At 33.4% G+C, this 22,574-nt stretch carries 20 protein-coding genes; 7 read left to right on the forward strand and 13 right to left on the reverse strand.

Features of this window, described 5'->3' with window-relative positions; all coding sequences use genetic code 11:
• Positions 1–107: 107 nt before the first annotated feature.
• From ACKC83_RS16590 to ACKC83_RS16600, 3 genes are all read left to right on the forward strand, one after another.
• A complete protein-coding gene (locus ACKC83_RS16590) occupies positions 108–1,805 on the forward strand; it encodes an amidohydrolase (protein ID WP_434036395.1) in 1,698 nt (565 codons plus the stop codon).
• Between the two features lie 195 nt (positions 1,806–2,000).
• The gene (locus ACKC83_RS16595; protein ID WP_434036396.1) at positions 2,001–3,164 is read left to right on the forward strand and encodes a lycopene cyclase family protein; all 1,164 of its coding nucleotides are present in this window, start codon (positions 2,001–2,003) and stop codon (positions 3,162–3,164) included.
• Between the two features lie 254 nt (positions 3,165–3,418).
• Positions 3,419–4,219, forward strand: coding sequence for a hypothetical protein (locus ACKC83_RS16600; protein ID WP_434036397.1), 801 nt, complete (start codon positions 3,419–3,421; stop codon positions 4,217–4,219).
• A 73-nt stretch (positions 4,220–4,292) separates the two neighbouring features.
• Here ACKC83_RS16600 and ACKC83_RS16605 read toward each other — a convergent pair whose 3' ends face one another.
• Both ACKC83_RS16605 and ACKC83_RS16610 read right to left on the reverse strand, forming a co-directional pair.
• Positions 4,293–5,159: a DUF6268 family outer membrane beta-barrel protein gene (locus ACKC83_RS16605; RefSeq protein WP_434036398.1), complete on the reverse strand. Its 867-nt coding sequence runs from the start codon at positions 5,157–5,159 to the stop codon at positions 4,293–4,295.
• Positions 5,160–5,382: 223 nt separating this feature from the next.
• Positions 5,383–5,838, reverse strand: a complete 456-nt coding sequence (locus ACKC83_RS16610; protein ID WP_434036399.1) for a DUF4442 domain-containing protein — start codon at positions 5,836–5,838, stop codon at positions 5,383–5,385.
• A gap of 141 nt (positions 5,839–5,979) precedes the next feature.
• Between ACKC83_RS16610 and ACKC83_RS16615 the strand changes: the two genes are divergently transcribed.
• The 3 genes from ACKC83_RS16615 to ACKC83_RS16625 all read left to right on the forward strand — a co-directional run bounded on the left by ACKC83_RS16615 (position 5,980) and on the right by ACKC83_RS16625 (position 8,652).
• The gene (locus tag ACKC83_RS16615) at positions 5,980–6,426 is read left to right on the forward strand and encodes a DUF4870 domain-containing protein (RefSeq protein ID WP_414035001.1); all 447 of its coding nucleotides are present in this window, start codon (positions 5,980–5,982) and stop codon (positions 6,424–6,426) included.
• A 122-nt stretch (positions 6,427–6,548) separates the two neighbouring features.
• Complete coding sequence (locus ACKC83_RS16620) at positions 6,549–6,893, forward strand: PadR family transcriptional regulator (RefSeq protein WP_414035002.1); 345 nt, start codon at positions 6,549–6,551, stop codon at positions 6,891–6,893.
• Positions 6,886–8,652 carry a PspC domain-containing protein gene (locus tag ACKC83_RS16625; RefSeq protein WP_434036400.1) on the forward strand — a complete coding sequence of 589 codons (1,767 nt, stop codon included), beginning with the start codon at positions 6,886–6,888 and terminating at the stop codon, positions 8,650–8,652. Before ACKC83_RS16620 ends, ACKC83_RS16625 begins: the two co-directional genes overlap by 8 nt.
• 181 nt (positions 8,653–8,833) lie before the next feature.
• On the opposite strand, the gene trxB is transcribed toward ACKC83_RS16625, so the two are convergent.
• From trxB to ACKC83_RS16675, 10 genes are all read right to left on the reverse strand, one after another.
• Positions 8,834–9,784 carry a thioredoxin-disulfide reductase gene (gene trxB, locus ACKC83_RS16630; RefSeq protein WP_414035004.1) on the reverse strand — a complete coding sequence of 317 codons (951 nt, stop codon included), beginning with the start codon at positions 9,782–9,784 and terminating at the stop codon, positions 8,834–8,836.
• Positions 9,785–9,995: 211 nt separating this feature from the next.
• Positions 9,996–10,199: a hypothetical protein gene (locus ACKC83_RS16635; protein WP_414035005.1), complete on the reverse strand. Its 204-nt coding sequence runs from the start codon at positions 10,197–10,199 to the stop codon at positions 9,996–9,998.
• 3 nt (positions 10,200–10,202) lie between these two features.
• Entirely contained in the window at positions 10,203–10,550 is a 348-nt protein-coding gene (locus ACKC83_RS16640) for a hypothetical protein (RefSeq protein ID WP_414035006.1), read from the reverse strand.
• A gap of 3 nt (positions 10,551–10,553) precedes the next feature.
• Complete coding sequence (locus ACKC83_RS16645; RefSeq protein WP_434036401.1) at positions 10,554–10,913, reverse strand: YtxH domain-containing protein; 360 nt, start codon at positions 10,911–10,913, stop codon at positions 10,554–10,556.
• Positions 10,914–11,341: 428 nt separating this feature from the next.
• Positions 11,342–13,153 (reverse strand): hypothetical protein, encoded by a 1,812-nt coding sequence (locus ACKC83_RS16650; RefSeq protein WP_434036402.1) that lies wholly within the window; start codon positions 13,151–13,153, stop codon positions 11,342–11,344.
• Positions 13,154–13,478: 325 nt separating this feature from the next.
• Complete coding sequence (locus ACKC83_RS16655; RefSeq protein ID WP_434036403.1) at positions 13,479–14,456, reverse strand: Gfo/Idh/MocA family protein; 978 nt, start codon at positions 14,454–14,456, stop codon at positions 13,479–13,481.
• A gap of 246 nt (positions 14,457–14,702) precedes the next feature.
• A complete protein-coding gene (locus ACKC83_RS16660; RefSeq protein ID WP_434036404.1) occupies positions 14,703–15,020 on the reverse strand; it encodes a hypothetical protein in 318 nt (105 codons plus the stop codon).
• 1,238 nt (positions 15,021–16,258) lie between these two features.
• The gene (locus tag ACKC83_RS16665; protein WP_434036405.1) at positions 16,259–17,281 is read right to left on the reverse strand and encodes a UDP-glucose--hexose-1-phosphate uridylyltransferase; all 1,023 of its coding nucleotides are present in this window, start codon (positions 17,279–17,281) and stop codon (positions 16,259–16,261) included.
• Positions 17,282–17,283: 2 nt separating this feature from the next.
• Complete coding sequence (gene galK, locus ACKC83_RS16670) at positions 17,284–18,444, reverse strand: galactokinase (protein ID WP_434036406.1); 1,161 nt, start codon at positions 18,442–18,444, stop codon at positions 17,284–17,286.
• 19 nt (positions 18,445–18,463) lie between these two features.
• Positions 18,464–19,462, reverse strand: a complete 999-nt coding sequence (locus tag ACKC83_RS16675) for a GntR family transcriptional regulator (protein ID WP_434036407.1) — start codon at positions 19,460–19,462, stop codon at positions 18,464–18,466.
• 133 nt (positions 19,463–19,595) lie between these two features.
• Between ACKC83_RS16675 and ACKC83_RS16680 the strand changes: the two genes are divergently transcribed.
• The gene (locus ACKC83_RS16680; RefSeq protein WP_434036408.1) at positions 19,596–21,242 is read left to right on the forward strand and encodes a sodium/sugar symporter; all 1,647 of its coding nucleotides are present in this window, start codon (positions 19,596–19,598) and stop codon (positions 21,240–21,242) included.
• Positions 21,243–21,332: 90 nt separating this feature from the next.
• Here the strand turns inward: ACKC83_RS16680 and ACKC83_RS16685 are convergent, their stop codons facing one another.
• A complete protein-coding gene (locus ACKC83_RS16685) occupies positions 21,333–22,535 on the reverse strand; it encodes a glycosyl hydrolase (RefSeq protein WP_434036409.1) in 1,203 nt (400 codons plus the stop codon).
• Positions 22,536–22,574 lie beyond the last annotated feature (39 nt).

A 22,574-nucleotide genomic window follows, 5' to 3' on the forward strand; every position in this document is an offset into this window, starting at 1 on the left:
TTATCTTTAGATTACAAATACCAATTCCTTAGGTAATAAGCTAACCGTCTAAATGTTATAATTCATCTAGAACTATGGGGATATAGGACTTAAAAAAATGTAACAAGATGAAAAACTACTTACTATTAATTATAGGACTAATTCTGTGCTCTTGTAATGAAAACAAGAAAAGCCAAGAAGAAAATTCAGCTTCGGTTTATTTTGGTGGAGACATTATTACGATGACTGGAGAAACACCTGTTTATGTAGATGCATTGGTTGTGAGAGATGGAAACATAGAATTTGCTGGTGAGTCAAGTAAAGCTTTGGAAATTGCTGGCCAGAGACATAAAATGATTGATCTTGAAGGAAAAACGCTACTACCAGGATTTATTGATGGTCATGCCCATTTTGGAAGCTTCTCGGCCCAGGCCATTGGGGCTCAGATATTACCTTCGCCAGATGCAAAAGCAGACGATATCCCTAAACTCATAGAGATTCTTAAAACCTGGAATACGCCCGAAAACAGAGCGCTTACCGGGTGGATATTTGGTATGGGATTTGACGACTCTGCACTTAAAGAAAAACGATTCCCCACCAAGGAAGATCTAGACCAAGTGAGTACAGAAACACCTATTATGATTATTCATATTTCTGGTCATTTTGCGTCGTTGAACTCTAAAGCTCTCGAATTATTAGACATAACAGCTGCTAGTAAAAATCCTGAAGGAGGTTTAATTAGAAGAATGCCAAATTCTACCGAGCCCAATGGGGTTTTAGAAGAATTAGCTGCGATTCCGTTATATGCTAAAGCCTTAACACCTGCCTCTAAAGAAGCTTTAATGTTGTTTATGACCGCTGGTCAAGAAATGGCTTTATCTTTTGGTTATACTACCGCTCAAGAAGGACGTGCTATGGAGCAACACAATCTGCTCGCCGAATTTGCCGAAACCGATTTCTTTAAACTAGATGTAGTGTCTTACATGGACTATATGTTTACCGAACCTTTAGAATCTAAATGGTATTCTAAAAACTACACAAAACATTATCGCGTTGGCGGCATGAAAATTACTTTGGACGGCTCTCCACAAGGTCGAACAGCGTGGAGAACAATTCCTTATTTGTTACCTCCTGCCGGTGCCGATAAAAACTATTTGGGATATCCCGCGTTTACCAATGACAATGAAGTTACAGCCATTTACGAGAAAGCTTTTGCAAATAACTATCAGATTTTAACACATGCTAATGGTGATGCGGCAATGGATCAGATGATACGAACCATGAAACCATTAGCAGAGAAATATGGTAACGACGATCGCAGAAATGTTTTAATTCATGGACAATATGTTAGAGACGACCAGTTGGACGCCTTTAAAGAATTAAATGTAATTACATCCCTATTTCCGCTACACACCTTTTATTGGGGCGATTGGCATAAGGAAATAATTGGAGATTCTTTAGGGAACAGAATTAGCCCCGTAAGAACAGCACTTAACAAAGGTCTAAATATTACTATTCATACAGATGCGCCCGTAGCGTTGCCTAATTTAATGCGTGTGGTTTGGACTGCTGTACAACGCACATCCCGATCGGGACAGATTATTGGGGAAAGCGAGCGCCTGACGCCTTTCGAGGCCTTAAAAGCCATTACCATTTGGTCGGCTTATCAGCATTTTGAAGAAGACCGTAAAGGAACTTTAGAAGCTGGAAAGTTAGCCGATCTAGTTATTTTAGATAAAAATCCATTGAAGGTAGCACCGGATACCATAAAAGACATTCAGGTAGTTGAAACCATTAAAGAAGGCCAAACAGTTTTTATAAGATAGCACTCAACTATTCTATGGCTTTACAAGATTTATTATCTTGTGTGTTAAAAGCGTACTAAAAAACACCGTTAATGCATCCAATAAAACATCATTCCTTTTATCTTTAGATTGTAAAACATTAAGAAATAGAAATAGAATAATGGTATCTAATTCCATTTAATTTATAAATTTATTTAAGGATTAGTTAGTTAAAACATGCCACAACAAGAACAGATAAAATACGATTATATCATTGCAGGATCAGGCTGTGCGGGTTTAAGTTTATTATACCGCATTTTAAATGAACCAACTTTAAAAACTAAGACTATTTTAGTTCTTGATAGCGTTAAAAAGAATTCAAACGACAGAACTTGGTGTTATTGGGAAACGGAGAAAGGACTTTTTGATTCCATAGTTACGCACGAATGGAAAACTCTAGAATTTCTAACTCCGGAATTTACGCAACGGTTAAATTTAGAGCACTATAGTTACAAAATGATTAAAGGCATTGATTTTTACAATCACGTATTATCATTTGCAAAAACGTTTAAAAACGTCACCTTTAAGTTGGAGACCATTCAAAATATCCAATCGGAGAACAATCATGCCACCGTAAAAACTAAAAACGGGACGTACACGTCGGACTATGTTTTTAATTCTACCAGTTTATTCAATCCTACTATTAATACTAAAAATGCACTTTTACAGCATTTTGAAGGTTGGGTTATTAAAACTAACAAGCCCACATTTAATGCTAAAGTGGGTACTTTAATGGATTTTAGACTCAATCAAGATCATGGAGCTACCTTTATGTATGTACTTCCTACAAGTGCACACGAAGCTCTTATAGAATACACACTATTTAGTGAGAAACTGCTAGATAAGGCAGAGTATAAATCGGCTTTAGAACAATATATTAACGACGTTTTAAATATCGCGGAATACGACATATTACATAAAGAATTTGGAGTAATTCCCATGTCTTTAGCAAAATTTTCGAGACGCCCAAAATCGGGAGAACGCATCATTAACATTGGAACGGCTGGGGGTTTTACCAAAGCAAGTAGTGGTTACACGTTTCAATTTATTCAGAAAAACACCAAGAGTATTACACACAATTTAATAACAGGAAAACATCCATATCCTGAAATGACATTTCGAGAAAAAATGTTTCAATGGTACGACCGCACTGTGTTAGAAGTCATGATCTCTAAAAGAATGACTGGAAAGGAAATATTCTCAATAATGTTTAAAAATATACCAGCAGAGAACCTATTAAAATTTTTAGGCAATGAGAGTAGACTTGTAGACGATATTAAGATTATGAATAAGCTGCCAAAGACTCCTTTTCTTATTGCAGGTATGAAACGTTTATTATAACCAAAATCACAAAACACACGGTATTACTCGTTATTTTATAATGGTATTTTGCACCTACCATTTAAACATGCTCAATATAAACCACTTACAAAAATATACTTAGACCCCTTAGAAATGCTACTAAAGATTCTCTTTTCTATTGCACGACACGCTTAATTTTTTCTAGATTTACACCCTAATTTTTAAACAAAAAAAATAGGCTTAGCAATTTTGTATAAGCCTATTTATGAAACAATTAACCGAAATATTACAAAATGAAAAAATTTAGTCTGATTCTATTAACCGTATTCGTATTTGCATTAATTATAGGTTGCGATAGCAGTGATAACGGAGAGAACGATTTAACAGAGACCACAGAAGACACAACCATTAATGCAAAATGGGTAGTTACTAATGCCTCTACTTATGAGTCTTTTGAATTTAATGAAAGTGGCAATTATATTATTTTAAAAACTTCGGAAGACCAACGCACTACCGAAGAACCAAAAATACTTTTTGGGACCTATAGCCTTATTGATGATGACACCATTGTACTATCAGATTTTGGAACTTTAATTATATCTAATATCGATGAAAATTCAATACAATTCGCTTTAGCATTAGCAAGCGCCCCTGAACAAACTATTCAAATTGAAGCATCTAAACAATTGGAAATTGAAAAGTCGACTAACACCGATTTACTTTGCCAAACATGGCAATTGGTAAGTTTTAATGGCGAAAATGTTATTGGAACTACAGAAGCATTAACTGTGCTATTCTCTAGAGCAGGTACTTATTTTGTTACCAATACTAGTCCGTTAAGCAGTAATCAAGGTGGTTTGGCAAGCTGGTCTTGGAATAACAGTGCACAAACACAAATTTATTACAACTGGGGTCAAGGAAATGAGACGTCTGGATATGCAGATATTACTGAATTAACGTCCAATTCACTTGTTATAGATGAAGATGGAGAAATCTCTGTCTTAACACCTATCTCTAATTCAGAAACAACTGCTGTCAAGCCAGAAAACAAAACGGCTAAAGACATCCTAAAAACAGGATTATTTAAGCGATAATTTTTAATAAGAATCGTAATAAAACCTCGAGATAACATCGAACTGTTACTTGAGGTTTTTTATTGAAATTCCCTTAATATAAGGACCTAATGGCCGTATTGCTTTTAAATTTATATTTCAGGCTTAAATTTAAATAATAACTATTTAAAGGCTCAAAATCGTAAACCTCATTATGATTGTAATCTTGGATTTTCATAGTGTTATACATAGAATAACCTCCACTTATATTTGCTTCGAAAGTCTTAAAAAAACTAACGTTATAGCCCAAACCCAATATATAACGTGTTTGTCTTAAAGTGCCACTATAATCTTCTTTATACACTTCTACTTCATCGTTAATATTCCCAGTAAATCCTTTTAAAGTCGCAAAACCTTCAAAATTGTGATGTTCGGATAAAAACCATCTTACACGTGCATCGGGAAAACCAATTTTATAGGCCCATGATTCATCTATTCTTTTCGTATAGGCAATTACGGGTATTGGATAATACAAGCCGTACTGTATATCGTAAGTCGCTCCAAATGTCCATATAGAGTTATTGCTCTCGTTATAACGCTCTAAAACTGCGCTAGCATTAAAGAAAATGTCTTCCGATTTTATTTCATTTTCCCCAAAATTAGAAGCCACTTGAGATTCTCCCATAAGCTGTAAAGACCAGCGATCACTTAAGCGACGTTCATACCCTAATTTAAAGCTAAAAGCATTGAAGTCTTCTATCTCATCAGTTGCAAACGGCACATCTTTGTCGACATAACTAAAGCTTGTATTCTGAACCTTCCCACCTATGGTTAGCTTCTCTTTATTTGTATTAATTATGGGAAATGCGATTCCTGCTTCTAGTTTAGTGACATCACTAACATCTGTTCCTGGAAATTGTTCTGCACTTAAATAGATCGCGTCGCCCTCTTGGCTAGAATCCATAGATTTTTCATAAGACATTTTACTTTATAATTAAATTAAAGAACGGATACTCCCATTCTACTGGCAAAATTCCTTAGAAATTAAAGTAAAATAAAATCTATTAGACAAGACTACATAGTGTGTAGAACAACAATGGTATTTTGTCTACCAAACATAAATACACCGCTCAAACCTTGCTATACATATTAAAAAAGGTCAATTAATCCCATTTTAAAAATGAGTTATGGGAATCTAAACAGAATCAATTCTTTACACGAACAGACCATTCAAATTTAAAAGACGATACTTCTATCCCCTCTTCATTTACGCCTACAGCGGTCATCCAAAATGTCTGTCCGTCTCCTGTAGCAATGGTTTTATCTATGGCTTCCTGTATAACATGACCATCCTGACAAGTAAACTTGATTTTTCCAGTTGCTTTTTTAATAAAACGCGATTTATTACCTAGTACTAACATCGAAATCTTTTTTCCGCTTTCGGCTATTTTCAACATTACTAATGCACCTGTCGATAATTCTGCGGCCATTCCCTGTACCGCCCAAAACATAGATTTAAACGGGTTTTGATTAATCCACCTGTGTGTGACACGAACCACACATGTGTCCTGATTTAAGACTTGAGTACGTACGCCACATAAGTAAGCAGACGGAAGTTTGAATATTAAAAAGCTATTAACTTTAGAAGGAGTAAGTGTCATACGTTTGATTGTTTTAGTAAAAATATCGAAAATTATTCACATTTCAACTTGTTAATATTATGTTAAATTACACTACTGTGTTTTGCATAATACCTTTTTTTAAACATATATTTGCATAGACAACTATTATATACTTTTAAAATGTTAGATAACTACCAAAAAAATATTGCCACTTTTATACATTTATCTACTTTTTCTAGATTCATAATACCTTTTGGAAACTTTATAGCTCCTACCCTATTGTGGATTATGAATAAAGATAAATCCATGTTTATAGATAAACACGGTAAAGCGGTTATTAACTTTCAAATCAGTATTTTTTTATACACTGTTCTTTTAGGAATGGTAACGGTACCGTTTTTCTTTTATAATATATTTAGTGGATTTGAATTTATTGATTTTCAAATGGCAGAGAGTTTCCATTTTAATTTTAGTGAATTATTTTCTCTAGTTTTTCTAGGCAGTGTTTTAATCGGACTTGCCATTATAGGTTTTATAATCGAGCTTACTTTAATCATTCTAGCTAGTTTAAAAGCCAAAGACGGTGAAGAGTTTCAATATCCATTAACCATTCATTTCATCAAATAAATCATCATCAATCCATCAAAAAATGAACAGTTTAAATTTAAAACGTATTAAAACATGACTCAACTAAGTATACCACCCTGTAGTCTAAATAAGCACTTAACAATCTTTAAATACATAAACAGATGAAAATAGAAAACACAAAAGCCCAAATGCGCAAAGGTGTTTTAGAATATTGCATCTTATCGGTATTAAAAGACGACGATGCTTATGTTGCAGAAATTCTACAGACCTTAAAAGACGCGAAAATGTTAGTGGTAGAGGGTACTATTTATCCTTTACTTACACGTCTTAAAAATGCAGGACTCCTTAATTATCGTTGGGAAGAATCGACCTCGGGTCCGCCACGAAAATATTACGGATTAACCGATACAGGAAAGATTTTTCTGAGTGAATTAAACACCACTTGGAGTGAACTACAAAATGCAGTAAATATAGTAACCAGCCAAAAAAAGAACACCAATGAATAAGACAGTTAACATAAATTTAGCCGGTACATTTTTTCATATCGATGAAGATGCTTACCTAAAGTTACAACGCTATCTTGAGGCTATAAAACGCTCGTTTACCGACTCTCAAGGACGTTCTGAAATTCTTGCCGATATTGAAGCGCGTATTGCTGAATTATTTAATGAACGCGTAAAACACGATAAGCAAGTTATTAGCTCGAAAGAGGTAGAAGATGTTATTTCTATTATGGGGCAACCTGAAGATTATCTTGTAGACGATGAAATCTTTGAAGATGAACCGCAATCTCAGACAAGCTTCAAGCCAAGTAAAAAATTATATAGAGACACAAGCAATTCTTATATTGGAGGTGTGGCATCTGGATTATCTCATTATTTAGGAATCGATGCGGTTTGGGTACGTTTAATATGGGTGTTATTAGCCTTAGGTTCTGCCGGGACATTTACCCTAATTTACATCTTATTTTGGATCTTAATTCCGGAAGCTACAACAACAGCAGAAAAACTTAACATGACGGGGGAACCTGTTAATATTAGCAACATCGAAAAAAAAATTAAAAAAGGTTTTGAAGATGTTTCCGATACCGTTAAAAGTGTAGACTACGAGAAATATGGCACCAAAGTAAAATCGTCTTCTAAGTCGTTTTTTGATTCAATTGGAGCGCTTTTTATGTTTATAATTAAAGTATTTGCCAAGTTTATTGGTGTTATACTAGTTATTTTTGGGGCGATTTTTATATTTGGTTTACTTATTAGCCTAATATCTTTAGGAAGCTCTTCGTTTTTTCATCCGTGGTGGATGGATTACCCAGATGCATTAAACACAACTGGATTACCTATTTGGTTAAGTTCTTTATTTGTATTTTTCTCTGTAGGAATCCCATGCTTTTTTGTCTTATATTTAGGGTTAAAGATTTTAATAGATAATTTAAAATCTATAGGTAAAGTGGCTAAATTCACACTGTTGGGTGTTTGGTTAATTTCAATTATCGGGCTAATTACTATTGGCGTAAAGCAAGCCTCTAATCAAGCCTTAGATACGGTTGTTAGTCAAGAAAACACATTACCTATTACCAAACAAGATACGTTACGTGTTAAGATGATAACCAATACAAAATATAATCGCTCTAACAGAAGAAGCACCGATTTTCAGATTGTTTATAACGAAAACGATGAAAAAGTGATTTTTACAAGAGATATTAATATTGTTGTACGATCGACTAAGGATAGTGTTGCCTCTATTCTAATTGAAAAGGAATCTAAAGGCCAAGATTATTTAGATGCCGAAACGCGTGCCAACAACATTATATACAATTATAACTTAACGAATAAAGAATTGTTATTAAACAGCTATGCACTAACGCATTTCGAAAATAAGTATAGAGAGCAAAAGGTTAACATTATATTATTTATCCCTGAAGGCACTCATGTCCATTTTAATAAAAACACACATTCGTTCTTAAATCGCTATAATCCGCCAAATAACATAATGAAAATATTTGAAACCAATCATATCATGAAAATATTGAATGACGATATTGAATGTCTAGATTGTTTTGATGAAGATAACGACGACGATGATAATGATTTTATAGACTTAAATATTAACGATGAAAATGGCTCTTTAAAAATAAACAGTCAGGGTGTTAAAATTAAAAATGATAATGTTGACATACATATTGGAAGTGAAGGCGTAAAAGCCAAAAGTAACGATGTTAATGTAAATATCGGTGAAGACGGTATAAATATTACATCGGACTAGAATACTAACCATCTAACATAACATCAATCAAAAACAACCAACCACCATGGAAACCTTAATCACGTTTATCACCACAGTAATACTTGATATTTTTTGTTAAACATCAAGTTAAAAAACAAAATACCCGAACTTAAGTAAGTTCGGGTGTTTTTTGATTGTATATTTTATATAGGGTTGCTATTTATACATCTTTAGACGCTAAATAACGTTCTGCATCTAAAGCAGCCATACATCCCGTTCCTGCAGCTGTAATAGCTTGTCTGTATACGTGATCGGCAGCATCACCAGATACAAATACCCCATCGATATTAGTTTTAGAAGTTCCTGGAGTATTTATAATGTACCCTGTTTCGTCTAATTCTAAGTAATCTTTAAATATATCGGTATTAGGCTTGTGACCTATGGCTACGAAAAATCCCGTTGCAGGTATTTCTGTAAGTGCATTAGTTTGGTTATTTTTAACCACAACTCCTGTTACCACTTGTCCGTCTCCTAAAACTTCTTCAGTTTCAGAATTAAATAGAATTTCTATATTCTCGGTATTTTTAACACGGTTAGCCATAATTTTGGACGCTCTAAATTCGTCACGTCTTACTAACATAGTTACTTTTTTACATAATTTAGATAAATAGTGTGCTTCTTCACAAGCAGAATCTCCTGCTCCAACTAGAACAACTTCTTGGTTTCTATAGAAGAATCCATCACAAACTGCACAAGCCGATACTCCACCACCTAATTGAAGGTATTTCTGCTCTGAAGGTAAACCTAAATATTTGGCAGATGCTCCTGTAGATATAATTACAGTTTCTGCATGAATTTCTTGAGTTTCGTTAACCCAAATTTTATGCACTTCTCCAGAAAAATCAACTTTAGTTACCCAACCATCACGAATATCTGTACCAAAACGTTTTGCTTGTTCTTGTAATTGTATCATCATATCTGGACCTGTTATACCTTCAGGGTATCCAGGAAAATTTTCTACTTCGTTAGTCGTAGTTAACTGACCACCCGGTTGCATTCCTTGATATAACACAGGAGACATATTAGCTCTGGCAGCATAAATAGCTGCAGTATATCCTGCAGGACCAGACCCCACTATAAGGCACTTTACTTTCTCAATAGTTTCAGACATAATTTTCTTATCATTTTATTACAACAAAAGTAGAATTTTTGTAGCAATCCTTACAGCTTAAGTTATTAAAAGTTATTATAAAATAATAGATTCTCCTGATACCTGCACCAATATAACAAACACAAAAGCCTAATAGCAAAGGTTATCCTTATGCTATTAGGCTTTTATAAATATTTTAAATTGTATTGTTAAACCATAGACTACACTATTATTATTTAAACATCTTTTTCATTAAGACTAAAGAACCTATTTTCCCTGTGTACTCCACTACGGTCTGTACCCAATTTAAAGGTTTTAAATCCTGTTTTATATCGCCTTTTAAAGCTTTAAATTCTTCCGTAGCAATTTGGCGTTCCAAATCTAAACGTCTTAATTCTAGCTTAATTTCTTTAAAATTTTTAAAATCCGTTTTCATAAATTAATCAAAAAATAAGTCTGACATGGTTTCTATAAATTTCTGATCTATACGATGTCTTAACAAATAGACAAGAATGGCTAGACATAAAAATAATCCTCCTATAATTAAAGCACCTAATGCAAAATTCTCTAACCAATATCCAATAGCTATCGCTGCAGAAATTGCCAAGAAAATGAAAGCTATAAATAAAAACGAACCGATTAGCAACAATTTACCAAAAAGGCTCATACCTCCGGTTAATTGTTGAAAAATTTTCAACTTAATATACTGGTGAGAGGTATCTACATACCGCTCACCAATATCTTTAGCTTTATTTGAAGTCTCATTTAAGGATTCAAAAACACTCATATATTATGATTTTTGAAATTTCTTATTTTGCTCTTTTAAATGTGCTAATTTTTTTTCTAGACTAGAAATAACATCGTCTGCTTTATGACTAGCATCGGCAACGATAGATTCTATCTGCTCGTCTAAAGTTCCTCTAGAAGCCATAGAGCTACTTACCTTGCTTCTAATATCATGAGCACTACTACTCATCTTTTCCTTTAAATCTTTAGCTTCGATATTCATTTTATCACGAGTTGCCAAAGCTTCATCAGCTAAACGCTTTCTCGTTTTACTTCCTTGGTCTGGAGCATAAAGAATTCCTAATAATGCGCCGATAGCTGTTCCTGCTAAAAGACCTAATACGGTATTTCCACTTTTACTCATAATAATATATTTTAATGGTTTAAACTACTATTTAATTTCTACTGACTCTCTATCAAATCTACAAAATAATAAGATCTTTATAGTATTCTCTTGTACAATTTTAAGTTAAACTATATATATTTAACTTAAAAAATTATTTCTATTTTTTTTGATGTTTATGCCCCAAAATCACACTAAGGACACTTCAAAACTAGCACTATTTACCACAGCTAATTAACAGTATCGCATATTTTTTTAACGTTAATAAGCAGAGGTATCCAAAGTACGTTTTCTTATTCCCTTATTATAAAAACTGATTTATATTAGAAATAATTGCATCCGTAAAAGCCATAAAAAGAATGGCATTGCTCATTTAAATCCATAAAGCGCATAAAAAAAGCCCTGCAATGCAAGGCTTTTCTCTACAATCTAAATCGTGAAAATTTTAATTATGAGGTCATTAAAATCGCTTCATCTACTTTAGCTCTAAGTGCTTTTAATCTATTTAATTCAATTTCTAAACCTTCGCAAATGGTATTTTTAGTTGTTTCAAAAGATGCTTTAGTCTCTTCTAACATATTTTCGTAATACTTCACACCTTCTTTTAAATTTTCAATAAAATTCACAAAGTATTTTTCTTCTCTCTTATTAGAGATAGTGGGCGATTCATTAAACTTTTCAGTAATATAATCTACATAAATACTAAGCTCTTTTACAAATATGTTAGGACGATGAGCAGAAACCACACCTTTAATTTCTCCATAAATATGAGACGTCATTTCTTTTAAACTCATTATTTTTGAAAAATAAGCCATATTCGGACCAGGACAAACAGAAACACCTTCTCCCTCCGTTTTTGTATCTAAATTATACTTTAATAAAGCCGAAGTTCCTAAGCCTACACATGTACAAGATTTTACTGTGATCTTATCTAATGCTTTATTATACGCAGAGGCTTCTAAACCTTGTTCATCTAATTGCATAATTTTTAAATGTTGATATTGTCTAGATGCCGTACACAAGCCTTCTTCAGAGAACTCCTTATTTAAAGCAACAAACTTTTTTGGGCATGCACTTCCTGGTCTATTTTTATCTATATTTCTATATTTTTCTAGGTCTTTAGTATTACCTTTCATACTATTAAAAGGCACTCCTAAAGGCGAAATATCACTTAAATACAGATCGTCTTCCTTTGCTTTCACCAATTGATCTAACGTCTCATTATCTACCGTAGTCGCTTCGGGCACTAATAAAAATGGGGTTCCCCAACCAATAGAATCAAGATTATATTTACTTAATAAAAATTCATGCTCTTCGGCTGTTCCAACACCACCCTGAGCCGTAATTTTAACAGGTAAAGGCATTTCTGGAACATGATAAGATTTAGCTGTTAGCGCTTTAGTAAGTAAGTCGTGAAGCTCGTTTATTAAAACTTGCTTATTAATCGTAAACTCATTTAGTATAGGTCCCAATAATAATCCGTTTGTTGCAAATGCATGTCCGCCACAGTTTAATCCCGATTCTACTCTAAATTCTGAAATCCAAATCCCTTTTTTGGCTAAAATTTTACCCTGAATTAAAGCAGATCTGTAATCGCTTACTTTTAGAATGACTTTCTTTTTAATATAACCCGTTACATCTGGATAAAAATCTTTAAAGTTTTCTAAATAACTAAAGAGATGCGGATTCATTCCTGCAGATAAAATTAAAGACGAGTTTAAATTAGAATTGGCATAGCCTCTTAATGCTGCATGTGCATCATTATACTCTACTGGTAATTTAGTTTTATCTTTATAGTTGTCTTTATCGACTTTAGTCATAATATTAACATCTATACTACCTTTAACTAGATTATCCGACAAGAATTTCTTAGCCTTATCTAAATTAATGGTTTCAGAAATAGCATTAACAAACTGAGATTTCATTTCTGAAGTGCTTGGTAATAAATTTAAATAATGCTTCAACTCTTCTGTACAGGATTTATTAAGATCTTTAAGTTGATTGAATTTCTCTTCGGTTACCTCATGTATCATATCTAAATACGATGTAATACGTTTTGCTCTAAAATCCGGTTCAGAATTATCTATTTCGTCATATGGTAAATCAAACATCTTACAGTACATTTTACGAAGCTTTTCGAGTAAAATATCATCTACTAAAGATATGGCGGAATCAATTCCTAAGTGAGATACCTTAAGTGGCGTATCTGCGGTAAACCCAATTCCCATTACGGGGATGTGAAAGGAATGTAATTTTTTCATTATAATTGTTTTTAGTTACTCTTTTCTAGGCAAAAAGATTGACAAAAGTCTGATATTTATTTTACATAAATCATGACTTTTATCATATTTAAAACCAATCAGAAACCATTAATTTATTGACAATTAACAAAATACAACCTAAACTAACATAAAAAAGACAGCCTTTACAGACTGTCTTTTAGAACTTATTTCACTTTTTATATACGATTAGAAGAACTAAAATGACATCCATTTTAGCATATTATGATTTTATTTTACTCCATAAATTATAATTTGGAAATACTATATTACATTTAAAGCACACCAAGTATTACCCAATAGAATTTCAGGAATTTTTAGTTGTAAATGCATCCATGATTTCGGTTACCCTTAGGGCGTCCTCTGCTGTACATGGATTTTCGCCAAGACCTAAAAAATAATTATTAACAGCAGAAATCATAGGCTGTTGCACATGTTCCGGATTTGTAAATGTGTAAGTATGCTCGACTCCATTTTTAAGACAAGTTACTTGCTCTCCAAAAAAAGAGAAAACTATTCTGCCCTGGGTTCCGTAAATTATACATTCATCTTTTTGATCGTCTTCTGCGACATTAAAAGCCCAAATACCACGACATTGGACTCCGTTTTTAAAATCGATTATACCATTAACAATATCGTCTGCTTCTGTTTTATTTTGGCTTACCGAAACCCCTTTAGCACTATTGTATTCCCCGAAATACAAATACATTAGATCCAATTGATGTGGCGCTAAGTCATGAAATAAGCCTCCACCAGACACTTTAGGATCTAGGCGCCATAGTTCATCTGACTGTGCGATTAAATGAGACTTTCTCGCTTGTAATATTTTAATGTCTGCAAACAACACTTCTCCTATGTCGTGATTCTTTAAAAGCTCATGTACCTTTACAAAAGCAGGTAAATAACGTCTGTAATGCGCAACCGTTAGTTTTGTTGTTGAACTATTTAATGCTGTGATAATTTGTTTCGCTTCATTGGCGTTTAATGCCATTGGCTTCTCTAAATACACGTGTTTTTCGGCCTTAATGGCCTCTAAAGTATAATGTAAGTGAGATGCTGGCGGTGTCGCGATATACACAGCATGAATTTCAGGATCTTCCAATATAGAAGTCGCATTATCGTACCACTGTTTAACATGATGGCGTTTAGCAAAATCTTTAGCTTTAGATAAATCTCTTCGCATAACCGCCTTTAATTCCGAATGTTCTAATTTGTAAAAAGCAGGTCCGCTTTTAACCTCTGCAACATCTCCACAACCAATAATTCCCCAAATAATCTTTTCCATATTAAACGTTTTATTCTTTTTTTACCGCTATAACATTTCAAATTTAACAATTTCAAATCAAAAATATATGTTATCCAATATTAGATGAGGATGAATGATTAGAAATTGAAGTAGAAGAACCACGCTTGCAATAAAGCACGGTTATCTTAGTAAGAACAATAATTAAAATATATCAAACGATAGGGTTTTAAAAAGATGATGGTGCTTTTAAACATATTTAAATGTCAGTAATTCTCCAATAAACACCTATTGTATTTTGTTCTGAAAAAACAGCGCCGAAGAACTGTCATGAATCCCAACTCCAGTTTTAATATGCTTCCCATTGTTCATATTTAGACTGGTTTCAGTCGATACTATTGGAGATAATATTTTATGTAGTTCTTCCTTATAACCCCACTCGTGATAATCTTTTTCTTGATAGTTCCAAAGCCCTTTATAGCAACCCATACTAATGTATTCGCTTAAAGGAATCCCTCTAAAAATGTAAATCAAATATTGAGGTAAATACAACACATATTTTATCTTCTTAATAACTTCCGGTTGCTTCTTTTTTAGCCAATACAATTGTAATCCAGAATTAATATACTTAAATCTGCTCAGCCTGTTGTTTTTAAAAATGCATCTTTAGGAACGTGTGTTTTATAATAAGATTCAATAATATCCTGATCTAATGGCTTTGTGTAAATACATAAAGGTGTTAACGGATTTCCGTTCTAATCGATATGTACGAAACTCGCACGGTAAGTTGAAAAATTAATCGATTTTGATGTTCATTAATAGATTTTTTATTGAATTCTGAAATGTGAGATTCGTGTAATTTCATGTCATTTAATTTTTTCAAAAAAAACCTTTCATTGATATATTTCAACTCATGAAAGGCTTTAAAACAATTCTAAAAAAACAAATTAATTAATAAATATAACAAAAAAACTCCTGTATTACCACAGCGCTTACCTAGACTTTTGTAACCACCAAAAAAAGCTACAAAAGCTTTATTTATAAAGAACATTAAATAAAAGCCTGTAGAGCAATCTACAAGTCTTATATTTTCATGTATAAAAATAGTGTAAACAGATTTTATATCTACCCTGCACTATGGGGTATATACAAAGCCATGCTAATATACATAAGTGGAGAACAATAATAATCTAGTAAATATTGAAGCCGATATAGAAGTATATCAGGATTTTGAAAATGATATTTATAATGCCTTAGTGGAAGGTTACGAAAAAAAATAAGACGTACAAGACCATACTTTTAATATATCCCGATAAATCGGTTTACCCGTATCCAAGACGTATTTTACACGGATTTAAAAAATTCTGTATTAATTACAGCATGAATTTTGAAGTTATCGACGAACTTTATGAAGATATTATCCTGAAGGAAGGTGACCTTTTTATTACTATTGAAGAATCTGATTTGGTGAATTTAGTTAAAGCTATACGTGAATATAATTTTGAATTGGAAAAAATATTGGTGTTATATCTTATAACGACACGCCTTTAAAAGAACTTCTAGGGATCACCGTAATTTCAACAGATTTTAAAGCTATGGGAGAAACAGCGTCTCAAATGATTTTGAATAAACAAAAAGGTAAAAATAAGTTCAATTTTATTGATAGGAATTCACTCTAAGACCAGACCTTATAAAGTTTTACTTTTGTATATACAGTAAACCGCATTATAACTTCTACTCTTTTTTAGAAAACTTGTAGCGACATAAATTTAAAAACGCCTTGCAATAGATGCAAAGCGTTGGTTTTGATTTAGGGAGAAAAATTATTATTAATTAATAGAATCTTATTCTACTAAAGTTGCCAACATCTTTGCCGCAACTTCAGGCGTAATATCTCTTTGTGGTGATCCAAACATTTCATAACCTACCATGAATTTCTTAACCGTAGCACTTCTTAAAAGAGGCGGATAAAAACTCATATGCCAATGCCAATGGCTGTTATCTTCTCCATTAGTCGGCGATTGATGTATCCCACTAGAATACGGAAATGACGTATTAAATAGTTTATCGTAGGCTTTAGTAATTGCAGAAATAGCTTCTGCAAAAAGTAAAGTTTCTTCCGCGTTTAAATCTAAAATACTGCCTTGCGCTCTTCTAGGAACAATCATAGTCTCGAATGGCCAAACAGCCCAAAACGGTACTAAAACAACAAAAGCATCGTTTTCGAAAATGATACGCTCTTTTTCATTTAACTCTTGTCCAAGATAATCACCTAAAAGACTACTCGTATTGGTATTGTAATATGCTAATTGTGCTTTATCTTTCTTATCGACTTCATTTGGCAAAGTAGATTGGCTCCAAATCTGACCGTGTGGATGCGGATTGCTACACCCCATTACAGCACCTTTATTTTCAAAAATCTGTACGTAATTAATCGTATCAATATTACCAAGTTCTTTGTATTCCTTTTGCCAAGCAAAAACTACTTTTTCAATAGCAGTTGCAGACATATCTGCTAAACTTTTGGAATGATCCGGGCTGAAGCAAACCACTTTACAAATTCCTGTTTCACTCTGGGCTTGTAATAATCCATCGTTTATTTGAAACGATTTAGAATCGTTTTGTAAGGCTGCAAAATCGTTTGTAAACACAAACACATCTTCGTAATTTGGATTTATTTCACCATTAATTCTAGTGTTTCCAGCACATAAATAACATGTAGGATCGTGTGAAGGACGTATTTCTTTAGAAATTTCTTCATTCTGACCTTGCCATGGTCTTTTTGCTCTATGCGGTGATACTAAAACCCATTCTCCAGTAAGGATATTAAAACGTTTATGAGAATAATCTTGTAAATCGGTTTTCATTTTTATTGTTTTAATTCGTTAATTATATGAGTCCCATCAGAAAGTTTCACTTCGTAAATAGAGCACTCCTTTTCAAATTTAGTTTTATAAGCTTCAGCTATATGATCTTTAAATGCGTCGACCTCGGACTTCGCAATTAAGTTAATTGTACAGCCACCAAAACCGCCACCCATCATTCTAGCACCTAAAATATTTGGATTCGCTTTTGTTTCTGAAACTAAAAAATCCAATTCTTCACAACTCACTTTATACTGATTCTGCAAACCATCGTGAGACGCATAAATAAGTTCTCCTAGAGCAACTAAATCGTCGGCCTTCATCGCTTTAGACGCGGCAATGGCACGATTATTTTCTTCTATAACAAATAATGCTTTTTGATAATTTTCCGGTGTAATTTTAGTTTTTATAGTGTTTAAATCTGTTACTGTTGCATCTCTTAATGCTTTTATATTTAAGAATTCGGACACAGACTCGCATACCGAACGTCTGTCATTATAAGCACTATCCGACAAACTATGTTTTACATTCGTGTTTATTAGAAGGAGTTCGTAATCTTTAAAATCTATCTTAAAAGGCGTTGCTTCTACTGTTCTACAATCTAGTAATAACGCATGATTTTCGATACCAAACATGCTTGCATACTGATCCATAATACCACAATTTACACCCACATAATTATGTTCGGCCTTTTGTGAAATTAAAATCATATCGTGTTTGGACAATCCCAAATCGAACACTGTATTTAAACCAAACACAACACTGTTTTCTAAAGCAGCAGACGAAGACATGCCCGCCCCTCCTGGAATATCGCCACCAAAAGCGATATTAAAATTACCTATAGTATGATGTCTTTTCTGTATTTCGGATATAACGCCTAAAATATAATTCTGCCAAGATCCTTTAGTAGAGGGCTTCAGATTGTTTAAATCGAAAGCAATGCTTTCATTTTTATCTACTGCAAAAGCAACCGATTCCGCAGACTCACTTTTTTGGATGGCAGCTACAATACCTTTGTTTACCGCCGCTGGAAATACAAAACCATCATTATAATCGGTATGTTCTCCGATAATATTAATTCTTCCCGGAGAAAAAATCAATACAGGTTCTGCTTCAAATTTATTTATAAAACTTGATTTCACAGTATTAATTAAAGTCGTATTCATATTTTTATACCTTAAATTTTTATAATGAATTCCTAAGAATTAATGTATTTACATTCTCAATATGTAACTGCTCATTATTTAGTATCATCTGAGCCAAACGTTCTCCCATGTAATTAAAATCTGTAGAAATGGTTGTAATACCATTTTCTACAATTTCTTTAAGAAGCGTATCATTATAAGAGATAATACCTACATCTTTAGAAAGCATTAATTTTTGAGTTTTCATCCCTTTTATTACTCGAAGTAAATTTTTATCGTCTGGAAGTATATAAACCTCTCCTTTAGTAATCATACGATCTTTTAAAGAAGAAATTATTTCGTATTCTAAATGCTGTGATTTACAAAACTTAAGGAATCCTTTACGCATTCCTAAAGGCTGATTTTTTTCCGAAAAATGAAGAATAATCTTAGAATATTTCTTGATAAGTGGTAATGCTTCTGTAAGCTTACTAAAAATATCTTCTTCAAAGTTTTGATAAATAGCGGCATACTGTTTTAACTCTGAATGCATTTGATCTAAAATATACACCTTTTCCTTAGGCAATTTTTCAATAATAAGATTCGTGTTTTTGAGATTGGCAGGCATAATAACATAATAATTATACACACCAATATTCTCATATATCAAATTGCGGAAAAGATCTTCATTAAAGTGGTGAAAATAAATATCTACGCGGATATCGCTATTTAAGTTAGCTACGAAAGAATTATATAAATCTTCTTTGAAAGAATTTAACTCATCGAATAATAAAAACACTTTCTGACTGATAGCAATACTATCGTTTAACACGTAATAACCTTTCCCTACAATGGATTGGATAATACCTCTCGTTTTTAATTCATTAAAGGCAGCCAATACGGTATCGCGAGACAAATTATGAGCATCTCTTACAGTGTTTATTGAAGGTAACTGATCTCCTTTTTTTAAATCTCCAGACATTATAGCGCGCTCAATAGACTCTATAATCTGCTTATACTTAGGTGTACCAGTTTTTTTATCAATAGTAATAACGCTCATATTACAAAGGTAAAACAAAATCAACAAACAAACTAGTAGGTACTAGTCTGCTTATAAATATTTTTTATTTATATTTGACAAACTAATACTAACTAAACAATTGCATTACAACTAACAATTAATATAACTAATTATGACTAGCGGATTTGAATTTTGGGATTACGTTGTTTTTATAGCTTATGCTGTACTTATTTTAGGAGTCGGTTTATGGGTTTCTAGAGATAAAAAGGGGCATGAAAAAAATGCTGAAGACTACTTCTTGGCAAGTAAATCCTTACCATGGTGGGCTATTGGAACCTCGTTAATTGCTGCTAATATTTCTGCCGAACAATTTATTGGGATGTCTGGATCTGGATTTGCGCTAGGTCTAGCAATCGCCTCGTACGAATGGATGGCCGCCATTACCTTACTTATAGTTGGTAAATACTTTTTACCTATTTTTATTGAAAAGGGACTATATACTATTCCTGAATTTGTTGAAAAACGCTTCTCAACGAACTTAAAAACTATCCTTGCGGTGTTCTGGATCGCACTATATGTTTTTGTGAACCTAGCCTCTGTTTTATATTTAGGAGGTCTAGCTATAGAAACCATACTTGGTGTAGATATGATGACCGCCATTATTTGCTTGGCTCTATTTGCTGCAGCCTACTCTTTATATGGTGGTTTATCTGCTGTCGCTTGGACAGATGTTATCCAAGTTGTTTTCTTAGTGTTAGGTGGTCTAGGAACTACGTACTTAGCATTAAATACAGTGTCTGGAGGAGAAGGTATGTTGGCCGGTTTCTCAAAAGTTTTGGATGCTGCTCCAGATAAGTTCCACATGATATTAGATGAATTCAACTCTGATGGATCTACAAATAGTAATTATTTAAACTTGCCAGGTGTTTGGGTTTTAATTGGTGGTTTATGGGTTGCAAACATCTACTATTGGGGATTTAATCAATATATAATTCAGAGAACATTAGCGGCTAAATCTTTAAAAGAATCTCAAAAAGGTATTCTATTAGCGGCTGCCTTAAAAATAATTATTCCACTTATAGTAGTAATTCCAGGGATTGCAGCCTATGTTATGGTAAACGATCCAGAGATCATGGCGGGATTAGGAGAAGCTGGACAATTAAGTATTCCATCTTCTGGACAAGCCGACAAGGCTTATCCGTGGTTACTACAATTTTTACCAACTGGATTAAAAGGTGTTGCTTTTGCCGCATTAGCCGCAGCTATTGTATCGTCTTTGGCATCCATGTTAAATTCGACATCAACCATTTTTACAATGGATATTTACAAGCAATACATTAACAAAAATGCGAGTAGTAAAACAACGGTAAATGTAGGGCGTATTTCTGCCGCAGTGGCATTAATTATCGCCGTAATTATGGCACCTTTATTAGGAGGAATAGATCAAGCTTTTCAATTTATTCAGGAATGGACAGGAATTGTTAGTCCAGGGATATTAGCTGTATTTATTCTGGGTCTTTTTTGGAAAAAAACAACAAATAACGGGGCAATTTGGGGCGCACTTTTATCAATTCCTATAGCATTAGCTCTTAAGTTTATTCCAATTGCCGGATTAGAACCTTGGATGCACCAAATGGGGCTTACAGCATTACTAACTATGCTAGTTATCGTGCTTATTAGTTATTTACAAAACAAAGGAGCGGATGATGAAAAAGGAATTACATTGTCTAAAGAATTATTTAAAACGTCACCACTATTCAACATTGGAGCTTTTGTAATCTGTATTGTTACAGCTGCTCTATATTGTTTATTTTGGTAAATACTGCTTAACTGCTACGTTTAGAAATTACCAAATAGCATATAAAACCAGACAGCATGAGAATTGGAGTAATCCATTTTCATGCTGTTTTTATTTATATTCCTCTTGAATGTATCCTGTAGGTGTTTCATGATCCCGGTAATATTTACCTGTATCGTTTAAAATTAGAGGGGAGCGCTGACTAAAAAAAGTTAATTGTCCCTTATTGGGTTGAAAATAAAACGCTGAATAACGCTCAATATAGGAAGTCGTATCTAGCATGTTATTTATACTTTTTAATTTCTCTAGCGTCACTTCGTCTGTGATTAATGCCGAATAATTAGCGTTACCGTAATTATATTCTGTCACCCAAATAGGTAATTTATGTTTATTATAAACCTTCTCCTCTATCCACGTTTTAAAACCTTCGGTAGTTCTTCTTACGTAATGATGAATAGGTATAAAATCTACCCGATAATTAAGAGCTTTGCAACGGGCCATAAATTCATCTAACCAAGCAATTCCTCGATTTTCATGAGTAACTGCTGGTGCTCCCAATCGCAAACCTGACGCTAGCATATTTTTATATCCTTCAAGCGCCTCTTCAACTGTCATATTTGCCTGGTCGGGTCCATCCGGCTCGTTAAATGCTAAATAATTATTATATCCCATATTACGTCCTAATTCTTCCACTTTACTTAACGATGGAATTCCAGACCAAGTCATTGGTACAAATTGTCTATCTGCCGTACTCTCGCCTACACTTCCCCAATTGTAAAACCAACTCGGATTCAGACTATTGGTTATTTGTAGCCCTTTACCACTAGCTCCTTTTTTATTCGCACTAAACCACGGACTAACACGAATAAAAGATATTGAATTTTGAAACTCAGGAGGCATATTAATAGCGACGTCATGATCCTGAGCAATATACACTTTACTTATCCCCAAACCATTTACATCTTGCGCAAATGTGGCCATATACCCTTTTTCTAACTTAAAAGACATTCCCCAATCATCATACACTCCTAAATCACCATTATAATATCCACAAGACACCTCACGTACCTCTCCAGAAAAATCCTTTTTGGAATATATCATTAAAACCGCATCTTTAGCATTTCGATCCTTAACTTCCTCATTAGGTGTTTCCATATCAACTAGAGACTTAACACGCTTTTCTGGATTAGATTCACGATTAACTACCAATGCATTCGTAGTATACAAATCTGAAGGCAATGGATAAAAAGAAGATTGTGCGTTGTGTTTCAAGACAAACAATAGGTTTAAAAGTAGTAGTATTCTTAATTTCATCTTGTATTTTTTTAATGTAACCCGAAGTATTCTCGTTTC

This window comes from Formosa bonchosmolovskayae (assembly GCF_051016085.1).
GTDB lineage: Bacteria > Bacteroidota > Bacteroidia > Flavobacteriales > Flavobacteriaceae > Formosa.

Bases quoted from the DNA above. Each gene is read 5' to 3' on its own strand.
- ACKC83_RS16610 (WP_434036399.1), bottom strand. From the start codon at position 5,838: ATGACACTTACTCCTTCTAAAGTTAATAGCTTTTTAATATTCAAACTT.
- ACKC83_RS16640 (WP_414035006.1), bottom strand. From the start codon at position 10,550: ATGAGTGTTTTTGAATCCTTAAATGAGACTTCAAATAAAGCTAAAGAT.
- ACKC83_RS16595 (WP_434036396.1), top strand. From the start codon at position 2,001: ATGCCACAACAAGAACAGATAAAATACGATTATATCATTGCAGGATCA.
- galK (WP_434036406.1), bottom strand. From the start codon at position 18,444: ATGAATACGACTTTAATTAATACTGTGAAATCAAGTTTTATAAATAAA.
- ACKC83_RS16625 (WP_434036400.1), top strand. From the start codon at position 6,886: ATGAATAAGACAGTTAACATAAATTTAGCCGGTACATTTTTTCATATC.
- ACKC83_RS16665 (WP_434036405.1), bottom strand. From the start codon at position 17,281: ATGAAAACCGATTTACAAGATTATTCTCATAAACGTTTTAATATCCTT.
- ACKC83_RS16680 (WP_434036408.1), top strand. From the start codon at position 19,596: ATGACTAGCGGATTTGAATTTTGGGATTACGTTGTTTTTATAGCTTAT.
- ACKC83_RS16635 (WP_414035005.1), bottom strand. From the start codon at position 10,199: ATGAAAACGGATTTTAAAAATTTTAAAGAAATTAAGCTAGAATTAAGA.
- ACKC83_RS16650 (WP_434036402.1), bottom strand. From the start codon at position 13,153: ATGAAAAAATTACATTCCTTTCACATCCCCGTAATGGGAATTGGGTTT.
- ACKC83_RS16590 (WP_434036395.1), top strand. From the start codon at position 108: ATGAAAAACTACTTACTATTAATTATAGGACTAATTCTGTGCTCTTGT.
- trxB (WP_414035004.1), bottom strand. From the start codon at position 9,784: ATGTCTGAAACTATTGAGAAAGTAAAGTGCCTTATAGTGGGGTCTGGT.
- ACKC83_RS16675 (WP_434036407.1), bottom strand. From the start codon at position 19,462: ATGAGCGTTATTACTATTGATAAAAAAACTGGTACACCTAAGTATAAG.
- ACKC83_RS16605 (WP_434036398.1), bottom strand. From the start codon at position 5,159: ATGTCTTATGAAAAATCTATGGATTCTAGCCAAGAGGGCGACGCGATC.
- ACKC83_RS16600 (WP_434036397.1), top strand. From the start codon at position 3,419: ATGAAAAAATTTAGTCTGATTCTATTAACCGTATTCGTATTTGCATTA.
- ACKC83_RS16645 (WP_434036401.1), bottom strand. From the start codon at position 10,913: ATGAGTAAAAGTGGAAATACCGTATTAGGTCTTTTAGCAGGAACAGCT.
- ACKC83_RS16685 (WP_434036409.1), bottom strand. From the start codon at position 22,535: ATGAAATTAAGAATACTACTACTTTTAAACCTATTGTTTGTCTTGAAA.
- ACKC83_RS16655 (WP_434036403.1), bottom strand. From the start codon at position 14,456: ATGGAAAAGATTATTTGGGGAATTATTGGTTGTGGAGATGTTGCAGAG.
- ACKC83_RS16620 (WP_414035002.1), top strand. From the start codon at position 6,549: ATGAAAATAGAAAACACAAAAGCCCAAATGCGCAAAGGTGTTTTAGAA.
- ACKC83_RS16615 (WP_414035001.1), top strand. From the start codon at position 5,980: ATGTTAGATAACTACCAAAAAAATATTGCCACTTTTATACATTTATCT.